The sequence below is a fragment of the Novosphingobium sp. genome, assembly GCF_041905565.1.
Classification (GTDB): domain Bacteria; phylum Pseudomonadota; class Alphaproteobacteria; order Sphingomonadales; family Sphingomonadaceae; genus Novosphingobium.
Window position 1 is genome coordinate 140,361 of the sequence record NZ_JAYRKX010000005.1, and the last position, 24,681, is coordinate 165,041.

Genomic DNA, 24,681 nt, shown 5'->3' on the forward strand with positions numbered 1-24,681 from the left:
AGTCCCTTCCAGTATCATGCCCGGCGTCCTGCAATGATGCAGGCCAGACGCCTTAACGGCTCACTAACCATGTTTGCGCGCAAAGCAAATGCCCGGCGCGCACAGGGCGCACCGGGCACGATCTGCCGTTCCTTGCGTAAGTTCAGCGGCGATCGCCGAGGAAGCTCAGCAGGAACTGGAACATGTTGATGAAATCCAGGTACAGCGACAGCGCACCCATGATCACCACCTTGCCGACCATGTCGGTCCCGGCAACGTGGTAATAGGTTTCGCGCAGACGCTGCGTATCCCACGCGGTCAGGCCCGCGAAGATGATCACGCCCAGGATCGAGATCGCCAGGGCCAGCCCACTCGACTGCAGCCACAGGTTCAGCAGCATCGCGATCAGGATGCCGATCACGCCCATGGTCATGAAGCTGCCCATCGCCGACAGGTTGCGCTTGGTGGTGTAGCCATAGAGGCTGAGGCCAGCAAAAGCGCCCGCCGTAGCGAAGAAGGTCAGCGCGATCGACGCACCGGTGTAGACGAAGAAGATCGAGGCCAGCGACAGGCCCATCGCCACGCTGAACGCCCAGAACAGCATCTGCAGGGTCGAGGTCTGCATGCGGTTCAGGCCAAAGCTCATCGCCATGACGAAACCCAGCGGGGCCAGCGCGAACAGCCAGCGCAGCGGCGTGGTGAACACCGCTTCGGCCAGGCCCGAGCTAGCGAACAGCAGCGCGACCACGCCCGACAGCAGCACGCCCGAGGCCATGTAGTTGTAGATCGAAAGCATGTACTTGCGCAGGCCCTGGTCGCTGGACACATTGCCCATGACTTCGCCGTTGATGCGCGCGGTACCCCAGTTGTTACGCGTTGACTGCGGATCGTTCCAGTCAGCCATTGATCAAACTCCTTTGCCGCCCGAATGGGGCGATGCGCCAAATATCGGGCCGATCCGGTCCACTTTCAAGCGAAACCGGACATGGGCGCCTGTATCAGTTTGTATCAGTCAGCCGCGCGCGGCCGCCGCCATTTCTGCGTTGCGATCGCGCGAGGCGCGCAGGGTCGCCTCGATCAGGCTGAACAGGGCGCGGTCCTGGTCCAGCACGTCGAGCCCCTTTTGCGTCGAGCCGCCCGGACTGGCCACCCGGCGGGCCAGTTCGGCGGGCGAATGTTCCGACGCGGCGGCCAGCTGCGCCGCACCTTCCACCGTGGCCACGGCCAGCCGCTGCGCCTGGGCGGGATCCAGACCCAGCGCGGCCGCACCGCTCGCCAGGGCGTCAATGAAACGGTAGACGAAGCCCGGCCCGCACCCGGCCAGCGCGGTGACCAGGTCGAACTCGCTTTCGGCGGCCAGCCATTCGGGCGTGCCGAGCGGCTGGAGCAGCGCGGTCACCGCATCGCGTCCGGCCTGGTCCAGTCCCTGGTCAAACAGCGCCAGCGGCGACTTGCCGATCGCGGCGGCGAGGTTGGGCATGACCCGAACGATCGACCCGACCTGCGCAAAGCGCGCGGCCAGGCTATCGAGTTCCACCCCGGCCAGGATCGAAATCAGCACCGTACCCTGCCCCAGCGCGGGGGAGAGCAGCGCCGCAACATCGTCAAGCATTTGCGGCTTCACGCCCAGCAGCACCGCATCGAACGCGCGCGCGGGCACTTCGCGCAGCAGTTCCACTCCGGCGGGGGCCTGCGGCAGGAACGGATCGACCACGGTAAAACGGGCCGGATCGAGCCCGCTCGCCAGCCATCCGGCCAGCATCGCCCCGCCCATGTTGCCGCAACCGAAAATCAGGATGGAATCGAACGTCATCGCCAGGCCCCGCGTGGTTTCAGCGCCTCGCTACGCCTGGCCCGGCGAAAGTCCAGCACAGATTGTCAGGCTTCGCCCGCGGCATCCACCATCGAACTGGCCAGTGCCTCGGCCGGGCTCTTGTCGCCCCACAGCACGAACTGGAAGGCGGGATAGAAGCGGTCGCACTCCTCGACCGCGGCTTCCACCGCGACCTGGGCCTGGGCCAGGCTGAGCAGCCCTTCATCGCCCAGCAGCAGGCCGTGGCGGTAGAGCAGGACGTTGCCGTTCGACCACAGGTCGAAGTGCCCGACCCACAGCTGTTCGTTGACCATGGCCAGCAATTCGTGGATCGCGGCGCGCTTGTCATCCGGCACGCGGATGTCGGGCAAGCACAGCAGCTGCAGGACATGGTCCTCGCGCCGCCAGATCCCGCGCAGCGTGAAACTGGCCCAGCTGCCCTTGATCTCGCCGCTGATCTCGTCCTCGGTGACGAATTCGCAAGGCCACCCGCGAGCTTCAAACAGCGACGCGAGCATGTCGACTGGCGCCGCATCCTCATCCCGTCCAAAATCGCGATTGCCCTGTATCATGGAGCGCTGGATGCGTCGGTCAGGGGCCTTGGGGCAATGACCGGTTAACGCGCCGTTGCGCATAACCGGACAAGGCTGTTTACAAGGTGTGGAAAAGACCTGAGCGCGGCTACTTGTCGCCGCCCAGCGGATCGACCACCTGGCCAGCCGGGCTGGTCCAGACGAAGGCCCCGCCCACCCCGGCCTTCTTCAGCTTGGCAAGCAGGGCATTGGCCGCGCCGTTGCTGTCAAACGGACCGACCAGCAGGCGGGTGCTTTGCCCCCAGGCACTGGTTGCAGCCTTCGATTTACCAAGGATTTCAGGGTTTTCCTTGACCATCTTGCGCCAGTCGAAGGCCAGCGCGGACTTGGCCCGGCCGGTTGCCACCTGCACCCAGATGCGGCTGGGCTGGCTGGCGGCGGGCGACTTGGCCTTGGCCAGCTTCGGATCGACCGGGCAGGCCTTGGCGGCGGCGCCCTTGGCGGAAGTGCCCTTGGCCCCCTTGGCCCCCTTGGCCAGCGGCGCGGTCTTGGCGCCCTTTGCGCCCTTGGCCGGCTTCGCTTCCGGCTCGCACTCGACCGGCAGCAGGCTCTTGGCGTCCTTGACCGTCTTTTCGGCCAGCACCGGCCGGGCCGGACCGATCCGCCGAATGTCGACCGCGCCGGCCTTGGGCTCAGCCTCGCGGCTGGGCGGGGTCAGGTCGGCAAAGACATCGGCCAGGCTGCGCGGGCGCGCTGCCGGCGGCGCGGCAGGCGCAGGCGGCGGTGGCGGCGGGGCAGGCCTGGGTTCGACCACCACCGCTGCCGGGACCGGAGCCGGTCCGCCATCGAGCGAGGCGAACCCCGGCCCGCTGGGCACAGGCGCAGGCGGCGGCGCAGCGGGCGGCGGTGCGGCAATCACCGGAGCGGCAACCGCCGGGCCAGCTGGCGCGGGCTTCACTTCCACCGGCGCAGAGCGCGCGGGCGGCGGCGGCGCGGCGATGATGGCCGGGGACGGTGCAGGCGGCAGTTCCTTGACCGCGAGCGCCACCGGCGCCTTGGCGAATTCGCGCGGGGCAGCGGCTGGCAGCGGCGCGACCGCCACCTGCACCGGGGCCTTCTCGACCTTGGCCACCTGATCGGCCCTGCGCCCCTTGTCCTTGCCCTGCTTGCCGCCCTTGGTGGCCGCGGGCGGCGTCGGCACCACGGCAGCGGCCAGGACCGGACGCTTGGGCTGGAACGCCGCGATGCGCGGATCGTCGCGGCCAATGTCGGCGGCGCGCGGGAAATGGCCCAGATTGGCGGCCGCGGCCTGCTGCGCGGCGGTCAGGCGCGGCATGAAGCGGACATAGGCCGACATCGATTCGGCCAGATAGGCCGGCAGGTTGGTGCGGACGATCGAATCCGCCTCGTCCGCCTGGCCAAGGATCGCGAGGCCAAAGGCGCGGGTCCGCCAGGCGGCCTTGTCCTGCCGCTGGAGCAGCGGCGAAAGGGTGACTTCCATCCCGCGCCGATCGCCCGCAATTGCCTGGCTGAGCGCAAGGCGGCGCAGCGTTTCGTCATTCGGCCCCGCCGCCAGGGCCGAGCGGTAATACTTCTGCGCGGTCGCGTTATCGCCGACCAGGTCATAGGCCAGCCCGCGGTCCGCCAGCAGCGCCGGGTCGATCATCCCCGCCTTTTCCGCTTCGGCGAACAGGGGGATCGCAGAAAAAGGGTCCTCGCTTTGCGCATAGGCCCCGGCGAGACCGGCCTTGACCTGGGCATTGCCGGGTGAAAGCCGGTCGGCGCGCTGGAAAAAGCCCACCGCCGCATCCAGATCGCCGATTTCCATCGAGGCGCGGCCGGCCCCGATCAGGGCATCGACATCCTGCGGATTGCGCGCCAGCCGGCCCAGCGCATCGTTGAGCTTCATGCCCTTGCTGCCGGGCACCTGCTGGACCACCGGCTGCGAAACCACGTCGATCTCGTCGTCCTGGGCCAGGGCCACCGAGGCCCCCAGCGCGCCGCACAGCAGCGCGGCCACCCGGGCGAGGCGAATCAGGCGGGGTGCGACTGGACCAAGGCCATTCATCAAGGGTAACCCATAGCAACACGAGCGGGGCGCCGCTGTGGACGCCCCACCCTTAACCGCGACCGAACATGGCACGCGATGGTTCGCGCGCCATGACCTTACTGGTTGTTCTGCCGACCGAGGAAGCGCGGAATGCTGATCGACGGGCCATCGCCGCCATCGTCATCATCATCGTCGTCGTCGGTCGAGCGCGAGCCGCGCGACAGGCTGGCCATGCGTTCGAACAAGGTGGCGCCCGCCAGACGCGGAGCCCCGCTCTTGGTACCGCCAGCCGCAGGGCCGCCTCCGGCCAGTTCGCTAGCGGCGGCACCGGCAGCATTGCCGGCTCCGCCAACCGGACCACCCTGGGATTCGCCGGTCGACGAGGATACCAGCCCGCTCCGCCGCTGCGGCATGGGGTTGGCCGCCGGCTCGTCCTCGGCAGAGGCGCCGAGCAGCAACTCGCCATCGCCCGCGTCATCGGCTTCCTGCGCCAGTTCGAGCGGCTCGCCCGAATCGCCCGAGGGCAGGTCCCAATCGTCGTCCGCCGCGGCGGGAGACGGGGCAGGCGCGGCGACGGCAACCGGCTCGGGTTCAGGCTCGGGCGCGGCCACCGGGGGCGGGGACGCGGGCTGGACGCGTTCGAACAGCGGTTCGGCGGCAGGCGCGGCCATCGCCGGCCGGGCCGGGCCGCGCGACGAGCCCATGTTGAACGGACGCGAGGCTTCCTCGGCCTGCTGGGCGGTCTGTTCGATCCCGGTGGCGACCACCGAGACGCGGATCTTGCCCTGCAGGTCGGGGTTGAAGGCGCTGCCCCAGATGATGTTCGCATTGGGATCGACCAGTTCGCGAATGTGGTTCGCGGCTTCATCGACTTCGAGCAGCTTCATGTCTTCGCCGCCGATGATCGAGATGATCACGCCCTTGGCGCCCTGCATCGACACGCCGTCGAGCAGCGGGTTGGCGATCGCCTTTTCCGCGGCTTCAAGCGCGCGGTTTTCGCCGCTGCCTTCGCCGGTGCCCATCATCGCCTTGCCCATTTCGGCCATGACCGAGCGGACGTCGGCAAAGTCGAGGTTGATCAGGCCCGGCATGACCATCAGGTCGGTGATCGAGCGCACGCCCTGCTGCAGCACTTCGTCGGCCAGCTGGAACGCTTCCTTGAAAGTCGTTTCCGCCTTGGCCACCAGGAACAGGTTCTGGTTGGGAATGACGATCAGGGTATCGACGTGCTTCTGCAGCTCCTCGATCCCCGCTTCGGCGCTGCGCATGCGGCGCGTGCCTTCGAACAGGAACGGCTTGGTCACCACGCCCACGGTCAGCACGCCCTTGTCGCGCGCGGCCTTGGCCACCACGGGAGCCGCGCCGGTGCCGGTGCCGCCGCCCATGCCGGCAGCGATGAAGCACATGTGGACGCCGTCCAGTGCGCGGTCGATCTCGGCCAGGGTTTCCTCGGCCGCGGCCCGGCCCACTTCGGGCCGCGAACCCGCGCCAAGGCCCTGGGTGATGTCCGGCCCGAGCTGGATGCGGTGTTCCGCGATCGAATTGTTGAGCGCCTGGGCGTCGGTATTGGCGACGACGAAATCGACCCCTTCGATCCCGGCCGAGATCATGTTCGCGATCGCGTTGCCGCCGGCCCCGCCAACCCCGATCACGGTGATCCGGGGGCGCAGCTCTTCAACGGCTGGCGGTCCGATATTGATGCTCATGGCGCTCTCCTAGTCCGTCGCGCGGATGCAATAATTCCAACTGTTAACTGTCTTGCACTGCAAGATTCGGTTTGGCCAAGCCGCGCAGCTGCGTTGTCCACAGCCGGGCATGGTCAGAAATACTCCTTCAACGCACGGTAGACGCGGTTGACCAGGCCCATGCCGGCATAGCGCATCGTCGGCTGATACTGCTTGCCGATGGATCGGATATCGACCGGATCGGCCGCGGCATAGAGCACCAGCCCGGCCAGAGTCGAAAAGCCCGGCGTGGCATGAGCTTCGGGCAGGCCGCGAATGTGCTGGGGCTTGCCGATCCGCACCGGCTTGCCCAGCGCCGCCTGGGCATAGTCGGCCAGGCCCGCCAGTTCCGCGCCGCCGCCGGTGATGACCACCAGCTGCCCGCGCTGCCCGGTAAAGCCCAGAGCTTTCAGCGCCTTGTTCACTTCTTCCATCAGCCGACCAAGCTGCGCGGTGATGACCGTGACCAGTTCGGCGCGCGGAATGCGGTTCTTGTCGTCGGCATGGCGCGCGACCGGGCCGGTGGCTTCATCGCCGGGCGCGTTGACCGGCACCATCTCGCGGTGGTCCGCCGGGCTGGCAATGGCCGAGCCGTGCACGCATTTCAGCCGTTCGGCCTGGAAGCGGCGGATGCCAAAGGCGCTGGCGACCGCATCGGTGATATCGGCCGACCCCATCGGGATCGTCACCAGGCCCAGCAGCATCCCTGCCGCATAGACCGAGACATTGGTCACTTCCGCGCCGAATTCGACCAGGGCCACGCCCAGTTCGCGCTCTTCGGCTGAAAGGCAGGCGTAACCCGCCGCAATCGGCGAGGCGACCACCGCCTCGACATCGAGGTGCGCGTTCTGCACGGCTTCGGTGATGTTGCGGATCGGCGCGCCATCGGCCAGCATCACGTGGATATCGACGCCCAGCTGTTCGGCATGGAGCCCCTTGGGATCGGACACCCCGTCCGCCCCGTCGAGCGTGTAGTGCGCCGGCTGGGCATGCAGCACCATCCGCCCATCGGGCTGGATCACGTCACGCGCGGAAACCAGCAGTTGCTCGATATCGTCCTGTTCGATCCGGCGCCCGCCGATGTCGACTTCGACCTGCGCCACCTGGCTAGCCAACCCGGCACCCGAAGCGCCGATCCACACCCGCTGCACGGCCGAATTGGCGATCCGTTCGGCCCGCTCCACCGCGTCGCGCACGGCATAGGTGGCGGCCTGCATGTCGGTAACGTAGCCGCGCTTGATCCCCTGCGCGGCGCGGTGGAATGAGCCGAGCACGATCATTTCACCCGATTCCGAAACGCCGCCGATCATCGCGGAAATGCGGAATGAACCGATGTTGACCGCGGCAAAGGTCCGCGCGATGCGGGGCTGCGCCATCAGTCCTTATCCTTCTTCGCCGCAGGCTTGCTCGCGGGCTTGCTGGCGGGCTTGTCGGCGGACTTCTCGGCAGACTTGGCTGCTGCGGTGGGCTTGTCCGCGTCCTGGTCGGCGGCGCTGGCGGCGGGCTTGGCCTGGATAGCGCCCAGCACCGCCTGGTCCGGCGCATCGGTCCGGCCCGGCACGCGCAGGTAGATGCGATCGGGCGCGCGCATGTCGAAGGCGGCGACCTTGCCGCCGAGCAGGCGGTTGACCCCGTCGAGCCGGGCAAAGGTCATCAGCGCGGCGGCGGATTTGCGCCCGCCTTCGGGCAGGGCCAGCACCTGACCGGTCTTGAAAGTCAGGTTCCAGCGGCGATTGCCGACCCATTCCGCTTCGGCCACTTGCGGCTTGAGCGCCGGCGCCGCGGCGAGCAGCGCCGACAGCGCCTCGACCTGGCGGCCCGCGCCCGGCCCGGCGATCACCAGCTTGCCCTTGGCCCGGTCCTGGCCGACCGGCTCCAGCTCGTGCCCGGTGGCGTCGATCAGTACCAGCCGGTCGGCCTTGCGCAGCACGGCCACGGGCTTGCGCTCGACAATGTCGATCACCAGCGTGTCGGGCAGCTGGCGCGAAACGCGCGCGTCCTCGACCCACGACAGCTGCATCAGCTGGCCGCGCAGCGCCTCGACATCGACCAGCGGCATGGCGCGGTCACGCTCGGCCAGGGCGCGCTCATAGACCTTGAGTTCGTTGAGGTGCTTGACCCCGCGCACTTCCACCCGCTGCACTTCGAATCCGGCATTGGCGGCGATGGTCGCCAGTTGCTGCTGGGCCATGGCCGGCACCCCGGCAAAGCTGGCGGCGATCCACGCCAGCGCCACCGCGCCACCCAGGATGATCGCCAGGAACAGGCGGTGCAGGGTTTCCTCGCTGAACGGCAGCCAGCCCATCACGGCATCGATGGCCGATCCGGTGCGGGCGCGGGCGGCGCGAACCTGGCGCGCCTTGCCCTGCGCGGCCGCGGCCTTGCGCATCGACTTGCCGCCACGGCGGATGGTCTGGCTGCTCATTTCGCCTCCTTCGCTGCCAAGGCGCTTGCCTTGCCCTGCTTGTCCGCAAGGGCGTCGGCAATGATCGCCTCGACCAGATCGCCGTAGGAAATGCCGAGGTGCTTCGCCTGTTCAGGCACCAGGCTGAGCGGGGTCATGCCCGGCTGGGTGTTGGTTTCCAGCACGAACAGCCCTTCCACGCCGCGCTCGTCATCCCAGCGGAAATCGGTGCGGCTACAGCCCTTGCAGCCCAGCAGCTGGTGGCAGCGCAGCGCGATGTCGAGGCAGGCCTTGGTGATCTCGTCCGGGATTTCGGCCGGGCAGACATGCTCGGTCATGCCCTCGGTATACTTGGCGTCGAAATCGTAGAAGCCGCTCTTGGGGCGCAACTCGGTGACCATCAGCGCGCGGTCACCAAGCACCGCCGTGGTCAACTCGCGCCCACGGATATAGGGCTCGGCAAGCAGTTCCGGAAATTCCTGCCACGGCCCCTTGGCGTCCGGGCTGATCGGGTTGCCATAATTGCCGTCCGCCGTGACGATCGCCACGCCAACCGACGAGCCTTCGTTGACCGGCTTGAGCACGTAGGGCCGCTCCAGCGGATCGCGCTGGTAGATTTCCTCGACCTTGACCACGCGCCCGCCGGGCATCGGAATGCCGTGCGGGACCAGCGCCTGCTTGGTCAGTTCCTTGTCGATCGCGATGACCGAAGTGACCATGCCGGAATGGGTATAGGTCAGCCCCATCAGGTCCATCATGCCCTGGATCGAGCCGTCCTCGCCCGGGCTGCCGTGCAGCGCGTTGAACACCACGTCGGGCGCGGCTTCGGCGAGGCTCTGTGCGACCTGCCGGTCCATGTCGATCCGGGTCACGCGGTGGCCGCGTTCCTCCAGCGCCGAGGCGACGTCCTCCCCGCTCATCAGCGAAACCGGTCGTTCGTTCGACCAGCCGCCCATCAGCACCGCGACATGGAGTTTGGGAAGCTTCACTTGTTACCTACCCGTTTATCATCTGGCGCTCTGGCACAGGTGCCAACGCGCTGAATTTCCCACTGGAGCTCTACGCCCGACTTGTCCTTGACCCGCCGCCGCACTTCCTCGCCCAGCGCCTCGATCTCGGCGCTGGTGGCGTTGCCGGTGTTGAGCAGGAAATTGGTGTGCTTTTCGCTGACCTGCGCCCCGCCCAGGGTCAACCCGCGGCAGCCGGCCTCGTCAACCAGCTGCCAGGCCTTGTGCCCATCCGGGTTCTTGAACGTGCTGCCACCGGTCTTGCTGCGCAGCGGCTGGCTGGCTTCGCGGCTGGCGGAAATCCGGTCCATTTCGGCCTGGATTGCCGCCGGTTCGCCCGGCCGCCCCTTGAACCGCGCGCCGACCACGATCGCGCCCTCGGGCAGCTCGCTGTGGCGATAGGTATAGTGCAGCGCCTCGACCGGCAGGGTGCGCAGCGAGCCATCGCGCAGCACCACATCACAGTCCACCAGCACGTCCTTGACCTCGCCGCCATAGGCGCCGCCGTTCATCCGCACGAACCCGCCGACCGTGCCGGGGATCGAGCGGAGGAATTCCAGGCCAGCGATCCCGTTGTCGCGCGCGGTCGAGGAGACGAGGATACCGCTCGCCCCGGCGCCGCAGTCCAGCGTCAGGTCGGCGCAGCGGCTGACCTTGGCAAAGGCCTTGCCCAGCCGCACCACCACGCCCGGCACGCCGCCATCGCGGACGATCAGGTTGCTGCCCAGCCCCAGCGCCATGACCGGCACGGCCGGGTCAAGATCACGCAGGAAGCCTTGCAGATCGGCCAGATCCTTCGGCTCGAACAGCCATTCGGCCGCGCCGCCGCTCTTGAACCACACCAGCGGGGCCAGCGGGGCATTGGGGGTCAGCTTCCCCTGGACAGTGGGGAGCGTGGCTGCTGTCACCCGCCCCTCCGCGCCTTGATCGCATCGGCGAGGCCAGCGGCCCACTTGGTTATGTCGCCCGCGCCCAGGCAGACGATCATGTCGCCCGGCTGGACCGTGGCGACCAGGGCATCGGCCAGCGCATCGGCATTGGCGACAACCTGCGCATTACGGTGCCCGCGCGCTTTCATGCCGGCCACCATCGCGGCGGAATCGACGCCTTCGATCGGCTGTTCGCCGGCGGCATAGACTGGGGCGGCATAGACCACGTCGGCATCGTTGAACGCCGCCGAGAAATCGTCGAGGTGATCGCGCAGGCGGGTAAAGCGGTGCGGCTGGACCACGGCGATGACCCGGCCCGTCCCCACCCCTTCGCGCGCGGCGGCCAGCACCGCGCGGATTTCGACCGGGTGGTGGCCGTAATCGTCGATCACGGTGGCGCCGTCTACCTCACCAACCTTGGTGAAGCGGCGCTTGACCCCGCCGAACTTGGCAAAGCCGGTGCGGATCACATCGTCGGCCACACCCATTTCCACCGCCACCCCGATCGCGGCGAGCGCGTTCTGGACGTTGTGGCGGCCCGGCATCGGCAGCTCGATCCCTTCGATCCGGCGCAGTGCGCCATCGCGCTGGCGGATCACCGCGTCGAACCGGTTGCCGCCCGGATAGGGCGTGACGTTCTCCCCGCGCACGTCGGCCTGGGCGGAAAAGCCATAGGTCACCACGCGGCGGTCGCGCACCTTGGGGATCACCGCCTGCACTTCGGGGTGGTCGATGCACAGCACCGCGCAGCCATAGAACGGCACGTTCTCGATAAATTCGACGAAGGCGTCCTTGATCGCGTCGAACGTGCCGTAATGCTCAAGGTGTTCGGGATCGATGTTGGTGACAATCGCAATCGTCCCGTCGAGCCGCAGGAACGAGCCGTCGGACTCGTCCGCCTCGACCACCATCCATTCGCTTTCGCCAAGCCGCGCGTTCGAGCCGTAGCTATTGATGATCCCGCCATTGATCACCGTGGGATCGACCCCGCCCGCGTCGAGCAGCGCAGCGACCAGCGAGGTCGTGGTGGTCTTGCCGTGGGTCCCGGCCACCGCCACCGTGCGCTTGAGCCGCATCAGTTCGGCCAGCATTTCCGCGCGGCGGACCACCGGCACGCGATGTTCCAGCGCGGCGACCACTTCGGGATTGTCGCGCTTCACCGCGGTCGAGGTCACGACCACCGCCGCATCGCCAAGGTTTTCGGCGGCGTGGCCGATCATCACCTTGATCCCGCGCTTGCGCAGCCCGTCGACGACATAGCCTTCGGCAATGTCGCTGCCCTGGACGGTATAGCCCAGGTTCGCCATCACCTCGGCAATGCCGGACATGCCGATCCCGCCGATGCCGACGAAATGGATCGTGCCAATATCGGTGCCTACACCCTTCATCTTGCCGATCCCTATCCTGCTGCCGCCGCGCCGCCCATGACGGCGCCAGCCGCGGCTGCATCGGCCACGCGGATCACGTCCATCAATGGCGTGCCGCCAAAACTTTCCACCAGATCGGCCAGGTCGCGCACCGCGCCGGGCAAGCCGCAGTTCCACGCGGCATGGGCGGCGGTGGCCAGCGTTGCCGGCTGCATCGCGATCGCCTGGATCTGCTTGGCCAGTTCGGCGGCGGTGAAGCGGTCCTGCCGGATCATCCGCGCGCCGCCGGCGCGGGCCATGTCGCGGGTGTTGGCGGCCTGGTGATCGTCGGTCGCGATCGGCAGCGGCACCAGGATCGCCGGGCGGCCCACGGCGGTCAGCTCGGCAATGGTCGAAGCCCCGGCCCGGCCGATGAACAGGTGCGCATCGGCCAGCCGTTCGGCCATGTTCTCGAAATAGGTGCCAAGTTCGGCGGGAATGTCGTGCCCGGCATAGCGCGCGCGGACCGCTTCGATATCCTCGGGCCGGCATTGCTGGGTGACTTGCAGGCGGCTGCGCAGCGCGGGCGGCAGCATGGCCAGGCCATCTGGCACCACTTCGGACAGCACGCTGGCGCCCTGGCTGCCGCCGGTCACCAGCACGCGCAGCAGGCCTTCGGCGGAAAAGGCCGGGAACGGCTGTTCGCGCAGCGCCAGCACTTCAGCCCGCACCGGGTTGCCGACCAGGTGGACCTTATGCTGATGCTTGGGCGCCAGCCGGTCAACCTCGTGGTACGCGGTGGCAATCGCATCGACCCGCCCGGCGAGCAGACGGTTGACCCGGCCGAGCACGGCGTTCTGTTCGTGGATCACGCTGGGAATCTTGGCGCCGGTCGCCGCCCACAGCGCCGGGAAGGCCGGATAGCCGCCAAAGCCGATCACGCAGCTGGGCTGGAAGCTTTCGAACAGGCGCAGCGCCATGCGCCGCCCCTCCAGGATCGCCTCGATCCCCTTGGGCCAGTGCAGCGGGTTCTTGCCGATCCGCCCGGCGGGCAGGACGTGGGTAACGAGGCTGGCCGGCTTGCCCGGCAGCTTGGCCCCGCGCGCATCGGTGATCAGCGCGACATGGTGGCCGCGCGCTTCCAGTTCCACCGCCAGGGCGAAGGCCGGGATCAGGTGCCCGCCGGTGCCCCCGGCGGCCAGGACGTAATGGCGCGCGACGCTCATTTGCGGGCTCCGGGCATGGTCTGGCCCAATTGGCGCAGGCGGAACCGCTCACGCTCGATGAAGGGGTTGCGGCGCGTGATCGCAAGCAGGAAGCCCACGCCCAGGCACAGCGCGATAGTGGACGAACCACCGTAGGAAATGAGCGGCAAGGTCATGCCCTTGGACGGAAAGAGTTGCAGGTTGACGAGGATGTTGATGAACGCCTGCCCGCCCAGCTGGGCAATCAGCCCGGCGGCGGCCAGCGTGGTGAACAGGTCTTCCTCGTCCAGCAGGCGCAGCAGCACGCGCAGCACGATCGCCAGGTAGATCAGCACGATCAGGCCGCAGACCAGCAGGCCGAATTCCTCACCAATGACCGAGAAGATATAGTCGGTGTGCGCTTCGGGCAGACCCAGCTTGCGCGTGCCCAGCCACAGGCCGCTGCCGGTCCAGCCGCCGGCCAGCAAGGTGCGCTGCGCCAGGTCGACCTGGTCGAACTGGGTGCCGCCGCCCAGAAACGCGTCGATGCGGTGGCGGGCATTGTCATAGAACACATAGGCCGCGACCACCGCCGCCACCGCCGCCGCGCCCAGCGCCAGAATGCGCTTCACGTCGATCCCGCTCATCAGCACCAGCACGCAGCACACGCCCGCGAACAGCACCGCCGAACCGAAATCGGGTTGCAGCATCAACAGTCCGCAGACCAGCCCCATCATGCCCCAGGCCATCGGCACGACCGGCAGGTTGGGATCGCGCACCCGCCACGACAGCACCCAGGCCAGGCAGATCGCATAGGCAGGCTTGAGGAATTCGCTTGGCTGAAGCGACATGCCCAGATTGAGCCAGCGCTTCGCCCCGTTCACCGTGGTGCCGATCACCGGCACCAGCAGCAGCCCGATCAGCATGGCAAAGCCCAGCACGATGCCTGCGCGGCGTGCCATGTCGCGCGGCAGCGTCGATGCGGCGAACATCGCGATCAACCCCAGCAGCTGGAAACGGATGTGCAGGTAGAAGAAGTGCAGGTCATCCAGCTTGACCGCGGCGGTCGACAGGCGCCGGGCGCTGGCCGGGCTGGCCGCCGCGACGGCGGCCGTGCCGATCGCCATCAGCGCCAGCACCAGGGTCAGCAGTACGCGGTCGATCTCGCGCCACCAGATCGCGAATTCGCTGCGGCGGTTGCGGCGCAGGCGCTGGTGCTGCGCGGCATCGGCGGGGATCCGGCCGGCGCGCGGCACATAGGGCGGATGGGTGGCCATCAGTTCGCTCCTCCCCCAGCGAGCGGCTCGTCGCCATCGGGATGGGCCAGCGCCTCGACGATCTGACGGAAACTGTCGCCGCGCGCCTCATAGTCGCGGAACTGGTCAAAGCTGGCGCAGGCCGGGCTGAGCAGGACCACGTCGCCGGGATGGGCGGCTTCCATCGCCTGGCGGATCGCCTCGCACATCATCTCGCTGCGGCGCACCGGCATGTGCGGGGACAAGAGCTCGGCAAAGCGCGGCCCGGCATCGCCGATGGTATAGGCCGCGGCAACGTTGCCGAACCAAGGCTCGCACTCGTCCAGCCGATCACCCTTGGGCAGGCCGCCGACGATCCAGTGGATGCGGCGCTGCGGCGCGGGCGGAAAGGCGGCCAGCGCCGGCGCGGTGCTGGCCGGGTTGGTCGCCTTGCTGTCGTTGATGAACATCACGCCGTTCACATCGGCAACGCGTTCCATGCGGTGCGGCAGGCCGCGAAAGCTGGCCAGCGCCGGGCGCCACTGCATCGCGGTCAGCCCCAGCGCTTCGGCAATAGCGACGGCAACGGCGGCGTTCTGCAGGTTGTGCGGCCCTTGCAGGCTGGGCCAGTCGGCCTGGAGCGCGGCAAGGTCGGCCCCATCGACCGAGCGGACCCGGCTGGCTTCGCGCCGCGCGGCCTCACGCTGGGCCACGGCGCGGGTTTCGCCGTCACCCACGCCGAACACCGCGAACTGATCGGCGCGCTGCATTTCGAACAGCCGCGCCTTGGACGCGGCATAGGCTTCGAACCCGGCATAGCGATCAAGATGATCGGGCGTGATGTTAAGCAACGCGGCCACTTCGCATTGCAAGCTGTGGGTCAGGTCGATCTGGTAGCTCGACAGTTCGAGCACATAGACCCCGCCCGCCGACAGCGGGCTTTGCGACAGCACCGGCAGCCCGATGTTGCCACCCATCCGCACCGGCAGGGCGGCCGATTGCAGGATGTGGTGGACCAGCGCCGTGGTGGTCGACTTGCCATTGGTGCCGGTGATCCCGACCACGCGGTGCGCCGGCAGGCTGGGCCGGGCCAGCGCGAACAGTTCGATGTCGCCGATCACCGGCACGCCGTAACGCGCGGCGGCTTCGGCGATGGGGTGAGTGTTGAGCGGCACACCGGGCGAGACGACCACCCCATCGTAACCGGTCAGATCGGCCGTTACCGGATCGGCCAGGTCAACCCGGCCTTCCAGCTTGCGGCGCGGTTCCTCGCGGCTGTCCCAGGCCATGACCTGCGCCCCGCCCGCCAGGAGGCTTTCCACCGCGGCCAGCCCCGAACGGGCCAGGCCGAGGACGGCAAAGCGCTGTCCGGCAAAGGCGGTGGACGTGATCATCGCAGCTTCAGCGTCGATAGGCCGATCAGGGCCAGCACGATCGAGACGATCCAAAAGCGGATCACCACGGTCGATTCCTTCCAGCCAAGCTGTTCGAAGTGGTGGTGGATCGGGGCCATCTTGAACACCCGTTTGCCGGTGCGCTTGTAGACCGCGACCTGGATGATCACCGAGACGGCTTCCATCACGAACAGCCCGCCGACGATTGCCAGCACGATTTCGTGATGCGCCGCCACCGCGATCGCCCCCAGCGCGCCGCCCAGCGCGAGGCTGCCGGTATCGCCCATGAACACCGCCGCCGGCGGCGCGTTGAACCACAGGAAGGCCAGGCACGCGCCCATGATCCCGGCGCACAGGATCGCCAGTTCACCCGCGCGCGGGACGTGCGGAATGCCCAGGTAATGCGCAAAGTCGGCGCGCCCGGCCAGATAGGCGATAATCGCGAAGGCCCCGGCGGCAATCACCACCGGCATGGTCGCCAGCCCGTCCAGCCCGTCGGTCAGGTTCACCGCGTTGCCCGCACCGACCATCACGATCGCGGCAAAGACATAGTAGAACGGCCCCAGCGGGATGTAGCGGCCCGACAGGAACGGGACGTACAGGTTGGTGTTGATCTGGCTGACGATGATCCAGGCCGCGACGCCCGCGACGGCGAATTCGGCCAGCAGGCGGACCCGCCCGGAAACCCCGGCAGTGCTGCGCTTCTTGACCTTGTCGTAATCGTCCATGAACCCGATCAGGCCGAACCCGCCGGTCACCGCCAGGCAGGCCCAGACCAGCGGGCTGGACAGGTCCATCCACAGCAGCATCGAGACGACCAGCGCGATCAGGATCATCAGCCCGCCCATGGTCGGGGTGCCGCGCTTGGCCAGGTGGGTCTGCGGCCCATCCTCGCGGATCGGCTGGCCCTTGCCCTGGCGCACGCGCAGCATGTTGATGAAGCGCGGGCCGATGATCAGGCCGATCACCAGCGCCGTCATCAGCGCGGCGCCCGCGCGGAAGGTCTGGTAGCGAATAAGGTTCGCCAGACCCTCGAAGTGGAAATACTGCGCGATCAGGTACAGCATTGCCTGACGCTATTCCTTGTTCTGTGCGGCAAGCGCGGCGACCACAGCCCCCAGACCCACCGAGTTCGACCCCTTGACGAGGATCGCGTCGCCGCCTTCCACGCCCAGTTCCCGCAGCGCCTGCAGCGCAGCCGTTGCATTAGGGCAATGCGCGAAGGGCAGCGCCTTGCCAAGCGGTCCGGCAGCGCCTTTCCCCAGTTCGTCAGCCAGCGCACGCATCTCGTCGCCCACCAGGATCAACTGATCGACCCCGGCCGCCGCGATCGGGCCGGCCAGTTCGGCGTGGAACGCCGGGCCGTGCTCCCCAAGTTCCTTCATCGCCCCCAGCACGGCAACGCGGCGCTTGGCCGGCGTCACGCCCAGCTGCGCCAGAGTGGCCCGCATCGACGCGGGATTGGCGTTGTAGCTTTCATCGATCAGCAGCGCGGTGCCGCCATCGCGGGTCTTGAGGGTGTGGCGCTCGCCCCGGCCCTTCAGCCCTTCCAGTTCCGCCAGCGCCAGCCCGGCCGCGCCCAGATCGCCGCCCACGGCGCGCACGGCGGCCATCACCGCCAGCGAATTGGTCACCCAGTGTTCGCCCGGCGCGGCCACGGTGTAGCACAGCCGCCGGTCGCCCAGATCAGCCGTGACCAGCGAGCCGCCGCCCGGCGCGGGCACGGCATCCAGCAGCCGGACCGCCGAACCGACCGCCCGGCCGAACGAGATGACCTGCGCGCCCACCGCGCGGGCAGCGGCCAGCAGGCGCGGATAGTGCGGGCTGTCGGACGGGATCACGGCAATCCCGCCGGGTTCCAGCCCGGCGAAGATTTCGGCCTTGGCATCGGCAATCGCCGCTTCGCTGCCCAGGTTCTCGATATGCGCGGGGGCGATGGTGGTGATCACCGCCACGTGCGGGCGGACCAGCGCGGTCAGCCCGGCGATTTCGCCCGCGTGGTTCATCCCCATTTCGAAAATGCCATAGCGGCTGCGCGCGGGCATCCGCGCCAGGCTGAGCGGCACGCCGATGTGGTTGTTGTAGCTTTTGACGCTGCGATGCGCCTTGCCCCGGCTCGACCGGTCGAGCGCGGCGAAGATCGCTTCCTTGACCCCGGTCTTGCCGACCGATCCGGTCACCCCGATGATCTTCGCGTCAACCCGCGCGCGCGCCGCCTTGGCCAGCGCGATCAGCGCCTGGGTGGTGTCTTCGACCAGCACGTGCGGGCCTTCGACCGGGCGGTCGACGATTGCGGCAGCCGCGCCCTTGGCAAAGGCCATGGGGACGAACTTGTGGCCGTCCATCGCCTCGCCCTGGAGCGCAAAGAACAGGTCGCCCTCGGTCACGTCGCGGCTGTCGATGTCGGCTCCGGCCACCTGGAAGAAGGTGCTGGCCTGGCCGCCCGTCGCCCGCGCGATGCTGCCCGCATCCCACAGCGCCAGCGGCAGCGCATCATCGGCTTCGATCGGCCAATCAAGGATCCGGACGACGGCATTCATGCGGCGCACTCCCTCGCTACGGCCACGTCATCGAACGGCAGCACCCGGCAATTCTCGCCGGCGCCCACGATCTGGCCCTGTTCATGTCCCTTGCCGGCCACCAGCACGATGTCGGCCTTGCCCGCTTCGGCAATCGCGGCGGCAATCGCGGCGCGGCGGTCGCCCACTTCGCGCAGCACGCCATTGCCGCCCGCCAGCACCGCGGCGCGGATCGCGGCGGCTTCTTCGCCGCGCGGGTTGTCATCAGTAACGATACCCAGGTCGGCCTGCTCGGCCACGACCCGGCCCATCGGCGCGCGCTTGCCGCTGTCGCGGTCGCCGCCGGCGCCGAACACCACGATCAGGCGGCCCGCGCAGTGCGGGCGCAGCGCGGCAATCGCAGCTTCCAGCGCATCGGGGGTATGCGCGTAATCGACATAGACCGGCGCCCCGCCGCGGCTGATCGCGGCGCGCTCCAGCCGTCCGCGCACCGGCTGCAGCCGGGCCAGCGCATCCAGCGTCTGCGCCCCGGCGCCGCCGCTGGCGATCACCAGCCCGGCGGACACCAGCGCATTGGCGGCCTGGTAGGCGCCGATCAGCGGCAGGTTCACCTTGCGCGGCTGGCCTTGCCATTCCAGTTCCAGCGTCTGGCCAAGCTGGGTCGGCGTCCGGCCGGTCAGGCGGATCCCGTCCGCCCCGGCGCGCGCGCCCACGCCCAGCAGCTTCAGCCCGCGCCGCGCGGCATGGCCCACCGCGCGGTCCGACCATTCATCGTCGGTCCAGACCACCGCCGTGCCATCGGCATCGACCACTTCATCAAACAGCCGCATCTTGGCCGCGAAGTAATCGTCCATGTCGGCATGGTAATCGAGGTGGTCGCGCGACAGGTTGGTGAAGGCCCCGGCCACCACCCGCAGCCCCTCGTTGCGATACTGCGACAGGCCGTGGCTCGACGCTTCATAGGCGACATGGGTCACCCCTTCGCGCGCCAGTCCCGCCATGTTGGCGAGGAAAGTGACGATGTCCGGCGTGGTCAGCCCGGTGGAGACGCTTTCATCGCTGGTCGTCACCCCCAGCGTGCCGATCGAGGCGGCGCGGTGGCCAGCCATGCGCCACAGCTGGCGGACCATTTCGACGGTCGAGGTCTTGCCGTTGGTCCCCGTCACCGCGACCACGCAGGCCGGGACCGGGGTGAAGAACTGCGCCGCCAGCCGGGCAAAGGCCTGGCGCGGATTGTCCGCCGCGATGTGCAGCGCGCCTTCGACCCGGGCTTCGGGCCGGGCGACCACGGCGATCGCCCCGGCGGCGACGGCGGCAGGAATGAATTGCTCGCCGTTCACGGTCGCGCCCTGGAACGCGCCGAATACGCAGCCCTTGGCAACCTTGCGGTTGTCGATGGCAAAACCGGTGACCTGCGCGTCACCGCTGCCCGGCAGGGTCAGCCCCGCGCGTTCGGCCAGGATGGCAAGCTTCATTCGCCTTCTCCGCTGCTCACCAGCGGGGCAATGTCGGTGATGTCCACATCACGCGTCGCATCCGGCATGATGCCCAGCAGCGGGCCGATCCGGGGCACCACGCGGCCGACCACCGGGGCGGCGTTCCACGCGGCGGTGCGCTGGCCGGACGTCGCCTGGGTGCCCTGCGGTTCGTCCAGCATGGTGATCACGACATAGCGCGGGCGGTCCATCGGAAAAGCGGCGGCAAAGGTCGCCACCAGGTTGGAACGCTGGTAACCGCCCACCCCCGGCTTTTCAGCCGAGCCGGTCTTGCCGCCCACGCGGTAGCCGGCGGCATTGGCCTTGCGGCCGGTGCCGACGTCGACGATCATCCGCAGCAACTGGCGCATCCGCGCGCTGGTGCTGGCCTTGAACACGCGGCGCCCCGCCACTTCGGTGCCTGGCTGGATCTTCTGCAGCGTGGCCGGACGCCAGATACCGCCGTTGACCAGCGCGGCATAGGCACTGGCCAGGTGCAGCGGGGTCACCGCGATGCCGTGACCATAGGACACGGTCATGGTGGTAATCCGGCTCCAGTCGCCCTTGGGCCACAGCGGAAAACCACGCGCGGGCAGTTCCACCTTGGCGCGGTCGTTCATGCCCAGCGCTTCCATCGTGGCCTTCAGCCGCGCCCCGCCCAATTCATCGGCAATCTGCGCGGTGACGATGTTGGACGAATGGACCAGCGCTTCGGGCACGTTCAGCGAAGCGCCGAAGCTGTGGCTGTCGCGGATGTGAAAGCCGCCGATTTCCAGCGGACGGTTCGATTGGTAGCGGCGCGACAGATCGGACACGGTGCCCGCGTCGATCGCGGCGGCGACCGAGATCGGCTTGAAGGTGGAACCCAATTCGTAGACCTGGTTGGTCACCCGGTTGAAGATGTTCGCTTCACCCGTGCGGTCAATCAGGTTGGGATTGAACGAAGGCAGCGAGGCGAGCGCCAGCACTTCGCCGGTATCGACGTCGAGCACGATCCCGGCCGCGCCCTTGGCGGCACTGTCGGCCATGCCCTTGGCCAGTTCGTCTTCCAGCGCGCCCTGCACGCGGGTGTCGATCGACAGCACGGCGGGGGTGCCGCGCGTCGCCTCGTCGGTCAGGCGCTGGTCGAACACTTCTTCCATGCCGACCCGGCCCTTGCCGTCGGCGCCGACGAAGCCCAGCACGTGGGCCCCCATCGAGCCTTGCGGATAAAACCGTTCCAGCTCGCGCGGGAATTCCAGCGCCGGTTCGCCCAGCGCGTGGATCTTGTTGGCATCCTCGGGCAGGATGCGGCGGCGCAGGTAGCCCGGGCGGCCATCGGCCAGCCGCGCGGCCAGGGCCTTTTCGTCCATGTCGGGGAAAATCTTGACCAGCGCGGCGGCCACTTCGCGCGGCGAATGGACCAGCGGCGTGCCGTCATCGCCCAGCGCGGCCGGGTTGTACCACAGCGAATAGGCCGGAAAGGCGCGTGCCAGCGTCACCCCGTTGCGATCGACAATGTCGCCGCGCGACGGCAGCAGCGCCGCAAAGGCATCGGCCCTGGCCGGCTGTCCTTCGAACGCGCCCAGGAACAGGATGCGCAGCACGGCCACCATGGCGACGAAGCCAAACGCCAGCGCGACCCAGATCACGCGCCACTTGGCCATCAGCAGCGTGCGCTGCCGCACGTTGACAAGTTCGCCCCGGCCAGATGAAATCACGGTCGAGACGGCCGCCCGGTTCATTCGGTCGCAACTCCCGATCCGACCTGGCTGAGCCGGTCGCGCAGGGTGGCGGCGGTCACCGGCTTGCGAGCCCCGTCGCGCGGCACTTCGGCGGCCATGGCCTTGCCGCTCAGCGGCGAAACCATCGCCGGCAGCACGCTGACATCGCTGACCCCGGCGGCGCTGGCCACGCGGATCGGGCTGGGCGCATCGGCGCTGCGCGGCTTGCCCAGCGCGGCGAGCTGGCGCTCCCCTTCCAGATACTGCCCGGCGGTCGGCGCCTGGTAGCCGAATTCGACGTCGTTGAGCGACTTCAGCTGCTGCTGGTTGGCGCGGGTTTCGAATTCGGTTTCAAGCAGCAGCTTGTCCTGCTTGACCGCAACGATCTGCCGCTCGGCCAGGCGGACCTGGCTTTTCACCGCGTTAACCCGAAAGGTCAGCGCAACCAGCATGGCAAAACAGACGATCAGCAGGGCGGCCCAGCCGATCGAACGCAAACGGTCACGAGTCAGGTTCATGCTGCCCTCCTGTCGCGCGGAGCTTCATCGGTACGGGTGGCGGCGCGCAGCGTGGCCGAGCGCGCACGGGGATTGCGGGCCAGTTCCGCCTCGGACGGGCGCACCGCCTTGGCGACCTGGGCAAAGGTCGGCGCGGCGGCCCGCGCAGCAACCGGGACATGGCGGCTGGCATTGGCCACGGCGCCGCTGGCTTCGCGCAGGAACTGTTTGACGATCCGGTCTTCCAGGCTGTGGAAGCTGACCACGGCCAGCTTGCCCCCGGCGCGCAGCAGCTGCTCGGCGGCGTCAAGCGCGCTGTCCAGTTCCTCCAGCTCGGCGTTCACGTGAATGCGGATCGCCTGAAAGCTGCGGGTGGCGGGATCCTTGGGCGCGCCGGGGCGATGGCCCAGCGCCTTGCGCACCACCTGGGCCAGCTGCCCGGTGGTGGTCAGCGGCCGCGCCGCGACGATCGCGCGGGCCACCCGGCGCGACTGGCGTTCCTCGCCGTACTGGAACAAAACGTCGGCAATTTCGGCTTCGGCGGCGGTGTTGAGGAAATCGGCCGCGCTCGGCCCGTCCTGACCCATGCGCATGTCGAGCGGACCGTCGCTGGCAAAGGCGAAGCCGCGCTCGGCCTGATCCAGCTGCATCGAGGAGACGCCGATGTCCATCACCACGCCGTCGACCTGCGCCACGCCCGCTTCGGCCAGGGCCGCGACCATTTCCGAAAAGCGGCGCGGGTGCAGCACCAGGCGGGGCGGCTGCTCCTGCGTTTCGGGCCACTGGCGGCCAGCGGCAATCGCATCGGGATCGCGGTCAAAGGCGTGGACCTGCGCCCCGGCGTCAAGCAGGCGGCGGGTATAGCCGCCCGCGCCGAAAGTGGCATCGACGATCACCGCACCCGGACGCGGTTCCAGCGCGGCGATCACTTCGTCCAGCAGGACCGGGATGTGCGGGGCGGCGGCGGTCACTTGCGCGCCTTTCCGGCCATGGCCTGGGCTTCGAGATCACGGCAGGCTTCCTGCGCGTCTTCCCAGCCCTCGCCCAGCTTGGCCAGTTCCTCGGGGTTCCAGATCGTGAACTGCAGCCCGCCGCCCTGGAAGAAGGCGCGGTCGACGATGTTGCCCAGCTTGAAATAGCGTTCCGGCAGGACGAAGCGGCCACTATCGTCGAACGGCACGCGGGCAAAGCCGTACATCTGGTTGGCGCGCAGTTCGCGGTCGAAGTCCTGCCCGCGCTCGATCGCGTTACGCTCCAGCTTGTCCAGCTCGGCTTCGAACATGTCGACGCGGCCCAGACCAAAGGCGGTCAGGCACTTCCAGCGGGGATGCTTGGCCAGGCACAGCACGCGCTCGCCCATGCCGGAATCGCGCACGGCCTTGCGGAAGTCGGGGGGCAGCACAAAGCGGCCCTTCTCGCCAAGCAGCGAGAAGCCCTGTCCGCTATAGTTGATCGGCCTTGCCGCCTCCACAACCTGCCCCGCCTCATGCCGGGAGAGCCCCGGACCCCTAGAAAAATCTTCCCCGTCCCGGCCGCGCGCCCTCGCGTCCGGTCCACCCCTGAATCGGGATGCGACGGTGAACATCCATGTCGATGGAACGATTTCTTAACCCTGTGTCCGGCGGGATGAAAGGGGTTTTTGCGGGAATTCACGGGATAACTCGGTAAATATATGATTTAGCTTGTTTTGATTCATGCAATTAGGGATCGGATCGTGGCTTCTCTCCACCGAACCAACTACGGAATTTCAATGGTTTAGCGCACGACTCCAGGGCAGCCTCCCGGGCTGTCCCGCGTGATCCCCAAATGTCGTGAAATCAGCGTGCGGCGAAGGCCGCATCAAGCAGCATGGCCAGCGCCTTGCGCCGCGCCCCGTCAGGATCCTGGGCATCGAGCACGGCGGCGTCGGCCAGAGCGACCACGCGCCCCCGGCCAATTGCGCAGGTCACCGCCAGCCCATCGCCCCACAAGCGGCAATGGCCCTGCCCCGGGCTCGCCCAATGCCCGGCAAGGTTGGTCGGCACTGAAGTGCCCAGCACATCGACGCGGCGTTCGCCAAACGGCTGGCCATCATCGATCCGCAGTTCCAGTCCCCAACGCTTCAGGATCGGGCTGAGCAGTACCACCGCCTGCGGCCGGCGCGGATCGCCCACGGCAAAGGCGCTTTCGGCGGTCAGCGCCGGATCGGCGAGCAACAACAGCTGCCCCCCACCCCGCACCCAGTCATCCAGCGCAACGTTTTCCGCTGGCCCCAGCGGGCGCGGCTGGGCGATCACCAGTCGGCGCAGGCGCGCCAGTTGGCCCGGCCCGTCCGGCCCGCCCAATGTGTCGAGCGCGGCGATCGGCCCGCGCCGCGCCAGTTCGGCCCGCGCCCAGTGCGGTTCCTGCCGCTGGTCGAGCAGCCCGGCCACATCGGCGCTTTCGTTCCACAGGATCGGCAGGGTGGTGAACAGGCCGACCGGCGGCGCCTCGCCGCGCTGCATCGCGCGGCCGATCACCGCCAGCCCCGCGACCAGCAGGACCAGCAGCAACAGTCCCAGCCAGAGCCGACTGCGGTTAATTCTGGGGCGCTCCGCCAGTGGCAGGCGGCTTGGCATCAGCACTGGCCGAAGCCGACGGCACCACGCCCGCATCGGCCAGCGGATCGCCCTTGCCGGTGGGCGAAGCCGACGCAGTGGTGCTGGGTGCCTGGTTGGCAGCCTCTGCCTTGAGCGCGCGTTCGTTGATGATGTCTGCCAGGCCCACGATCAGCAGGATCGCGGCCAGCCCGAACAGCCCGGTCTGCAGGCGCTGCACCGCCTGAGCGCGCAATTCGCGCGCGCTGGGCGGCGCAAAGTGCTGCGGCGCGGAAAGCGGTTCAAGAACCCTGCGTGGCGGTTCGCTAGCCAT

The 24,681-nt window shown here is 68.4% G+C and carries 22 protein-coding genes; all 22 read right to left on the reverse strand.

Translation table 11 applies throughout. The annotated features are described in order from the left end of the window. Positions 1-142: 142 nt before the first annotated feature. Positions 143-883, reverse strand: coding sequence for a Bax inhibitor-1/YccA family protein (locus ACE3N9_RS06045; protein WP_374281871.1), 741 nt, complete (start codon positions 881-883; stop codon positions 143-145). Positions 884-991: 108 nt separating this feature from the next. After that, entirely contained in the window at positions 992-1,792 is an 801-nt protein-coding gene (gene proC / locus ACE3N9_RS06050) for a pyrroline-5-carboxylate reductase (RefSeq protein WP_374281873.1), read from the reverse strand. Positions 1,793-1,857: 65 nt separating this feature from the next. Then, complete coding sequence (locus ACE3N9_RS06055) at positions 1,858-2,364, reverse strand: YbjN domain-containing protein (RefSeq protein ID WP_374281875.1); 507 nt, start codon at positions 2,362-2,364, stop codon at positions 1,858-1,860. A gap of 109 nt (positions 2,365-2,473) precedes the next feature. Further along, positions 2,474-4,393 (reverse strand): SPOR domain-containing protein, encoded by a 1,920-nt coding sequence (locus tag ACE3N9_RS06060; RefSeq protein ID WP_374281877.1) that lies wholly within the window; start codon positions 4,391-4,393, stop codon positions 2,474-2,476. Positions 4,394-4,491: 98 nt separating this feature from the next. After that, complete coding sequence (ftsZ, locus tag ACE3N9_RS06065; protein WP_374281879.1) at positions 4,492-6,081, reverse strand: cell division protein FtsZ; 1,590 nt, start codon at positions 6,079-6,081, stop codon at positions 4,492-4,494. A gap of 113 nt (positions 6,082-6,194) precedes the next feature. Continuing rightward, complete coding sequence (ftsA, locus tag ACE3N9_RS06070) at positions 6,195-7,475, reverse strand: cell division protein FtsA (RefSeq protein WP_374281881.1); 1,281 nt, start codon at positions 7,473-7,475, stop codon at positions 6,195-6,197. Next, positions 7,475-8,524, reverse strand: coding sequence for a cell division protein FtsQ/DivIB (locus ACE3N9_RS06075; protein ID WP_374281883.1), 1,050 nt, complete (start codon positions 8,522-8,524; stop codon positions 7,475-7,477). Before ACE3N9_RS06075 ends, ftsA begins: the two co-directional genes overlap by 1 nt. Then, positions 8,521-9,492: a D-alanine--D-alanine ligase gene (locus ACE3N9_RS06080; protein WP_374281885.1), complete on the reverse strand. Its 972-nt coding sequence runs from the start codon at positions 9,490-9,492 to the stop codon at positions 8,521-8,523. The genes ACE3N9_RS06075 and ACE3N9_RS06080 overlap by 4 nt, the downstream gene beginning before the upstream one ends. Then, a complete protein-coding gene (gene murB, locus ACE3N9_RS06085) occupies positions 9,489-10,418 on the reverse strand; it encodes a UDP-N-acetylmuramate dehydrogenase (RefSeq protein WP_374281887.1) in 930 nt (309 codons plus the stop codon). Before murB ends, ACE3N9_RS06080 begins: the two co-directional genes overlap by 4 nt. Further along, the gene (murC, locus tag ACE3N9_RS06090; protein WP_374281889.1) at positions 10,415-11,827 is read right to left on the reverse strand and encodes a UDP-N-acetylmuramate--L-alanine ligase; all 1,413 of its coding nucleotides are present in this window, start codon (positions 11,825-11,827) and stop codon (positions 10,415-10,417) included. The genes murB and murC overlap by 4 nt, the downstream gene beginning before the upstream one ends. 11 nt (positions 11,828-11,838) lie before the next feature. Then, a complete protein-coding gene (gene murG / locus ACE3N9_RS06095; RefSeq protein WP_374281891.1) occupies positions 11,839-13,011 on the reverse strand; it encodes an undecaprenyldiphospho-muramoylpentapeptide beta-N-acetylglucosaminyltransferase in 1,173 nt (390 codons plus the stop codon). Beyond that, positions 13,008-14,246 (reverse strand): FtsW/RodA/SpoVE family cell cycle protein, encoded by a 1,239-nt coding sequence (locus ACE3N9_RS06100; RefSeq protein WP_374281893.1) that lies wholly within the window; start codon positions 14,244-14,246, stop codon positions 13,008-13,010. Before ACE3N9_RS06100 ends, murG begins: the two co-directional genes overlap by 4 nt. Then, a complete protein-coding gene (murD, locus tag ACE3N9_RS06105) occupies positions 14,246-15,598 on the reverse strand; it encodes a UDP-N-acetylmuramoyl-L-alanine--D-glutamate ligase (RefSeq protein ID WP_374281895.1) in 1,353 nt (450 codons plus the stop codon). Before murD ends, ACE3N9_RS06100 begins: the two co-directional genes overlap by 1 nt. Continuing rightward, positions 15,595-16,665 (reverse strand): phospho-N-acetylmuramoyl-pentapeptide-transferase, encoded by a 1,071-nt coding sequence (gene mraY / locus ACE3N9_RS06110; RefSeq protein ID WP_374281897.1) that lies wholly within the window; start codon positions 16,663-16,665, stop codon positions 15,595-15,597. Before mraY ends, murD begins: the two co-directional genes overlap by 4 nt. 9 nt (positions 16,666-16,674) lie before the next feature. Beyond that, the gene (gene murF / locus ACE3N9_RS06115) at positions 16,675-18,138 is read right to left on the reverse strand and encodes a UDP-N-acetylmuramoyl-tripeptide--D-alanyl-D-alanine ligase (protein WP_374281899.1); all 1,464 of its coding nucleotides are present in this window, start codon (positions 18,136-18,138) and stop codon (positions 16,675-16,677) included. Then, positions 18,135-19,592, reverse strand: coding sequence for a UDP-N-acetylmuramoyl-L-alanyl-D-glutamate--2,6-diaminopimelate ligase (locus tag ACE3N9_RS06120; protein ID WP_374281901.1), 1,458 nt, complete (start codon positions 19,590-19,592; stop codon positions 18,135-18,137). Before ACE3N9_RS06120 ends, murF begins: the two co-directional genes overlap by 4 nt. Next, positions 19,589-21,316 (reverse strand): peptidoglycan D,D-transpeptidase FtsI family protein, encoded by a 1,728-nt coding sequence (locus ACE3N9_RS06125; RefSeq protein WP_374281903.1) that lies wholly within the window; start codon positions 21,314-21,316, stop codon positions 19,589-19,591. The genes ACE3N9_RS06120 and ACE3N9_RS06125 overlap by 4 nt, the downstream gene beginning before the upstream one ends. Further along, positions 21,313-21,813: a hypothetical protein gene (locus tag ACE3N9_RS06130; protein WP_374281905.1), complete on the reverse strand. Its 501-nt coding sequence runs from the start codon at positions 21,811-21,813 to the stop codon at positions 21,313-21,315. The genes ACE3N9_RS06125 and ACE3N9_RS06130 overlap by 4 nt, the downstream gene beginning before the upstream one ends. Then, a complete protein-coding gene (gene rsmH, locus ACE3N9_RS06135) occupies positions 21,810-22,763 on the reverse strand; it encodes a 16S rRNA (cytosine(1402)-N(4))-methyltransferase RsmH (protein WP_374281907.1) in 954 nt (317 codons plus the stop codon). The genes ACE3N9_RS06130 and rsmH overlap by 4 nt, the downstream gene beginning before the upstream one ends. Next, entirely contained in the window at positions 22,760-23,263 is a 504-nt protein-coding gene (locus ACE3N9_RS06140) for a division/cell wall cluster transcriptional repressor MraZ (RefSeq protein ID WP_374281909.1), read from the reverse strand. Before ACE3N9_RS06140 ends, rsmH begins: the two co-directional genes overlap by 4 nt. 346 nt (positions 23,264-23,609) lie before the next feature. Then, a complete protein-coding gene (locus ACE3N9_RS06145; protein WP_374281911.1) occupies positions 23,610-24,395 on the reverse strand; it encodes an ABC transporter in 786 nt (261 codons plus the stop codon). Continuing rightward, positions 24,349-24,681 carry a hypothetical protein gene (locus ACE3N9_RS06150; RefSeq protein WP_374281913.1) on the reverse strand — a complete coding sequence of 111 codons (333 nt, stop codon included), beginning with the start codon at positions 24,679-24,681 and terminating at the stop codon, positions 24,349-24,351. The genes ACE3N9_RS06145 and ACE3N9_RS06150 overlap by 47 nt, the downstream gene beginning before the upstream one ends.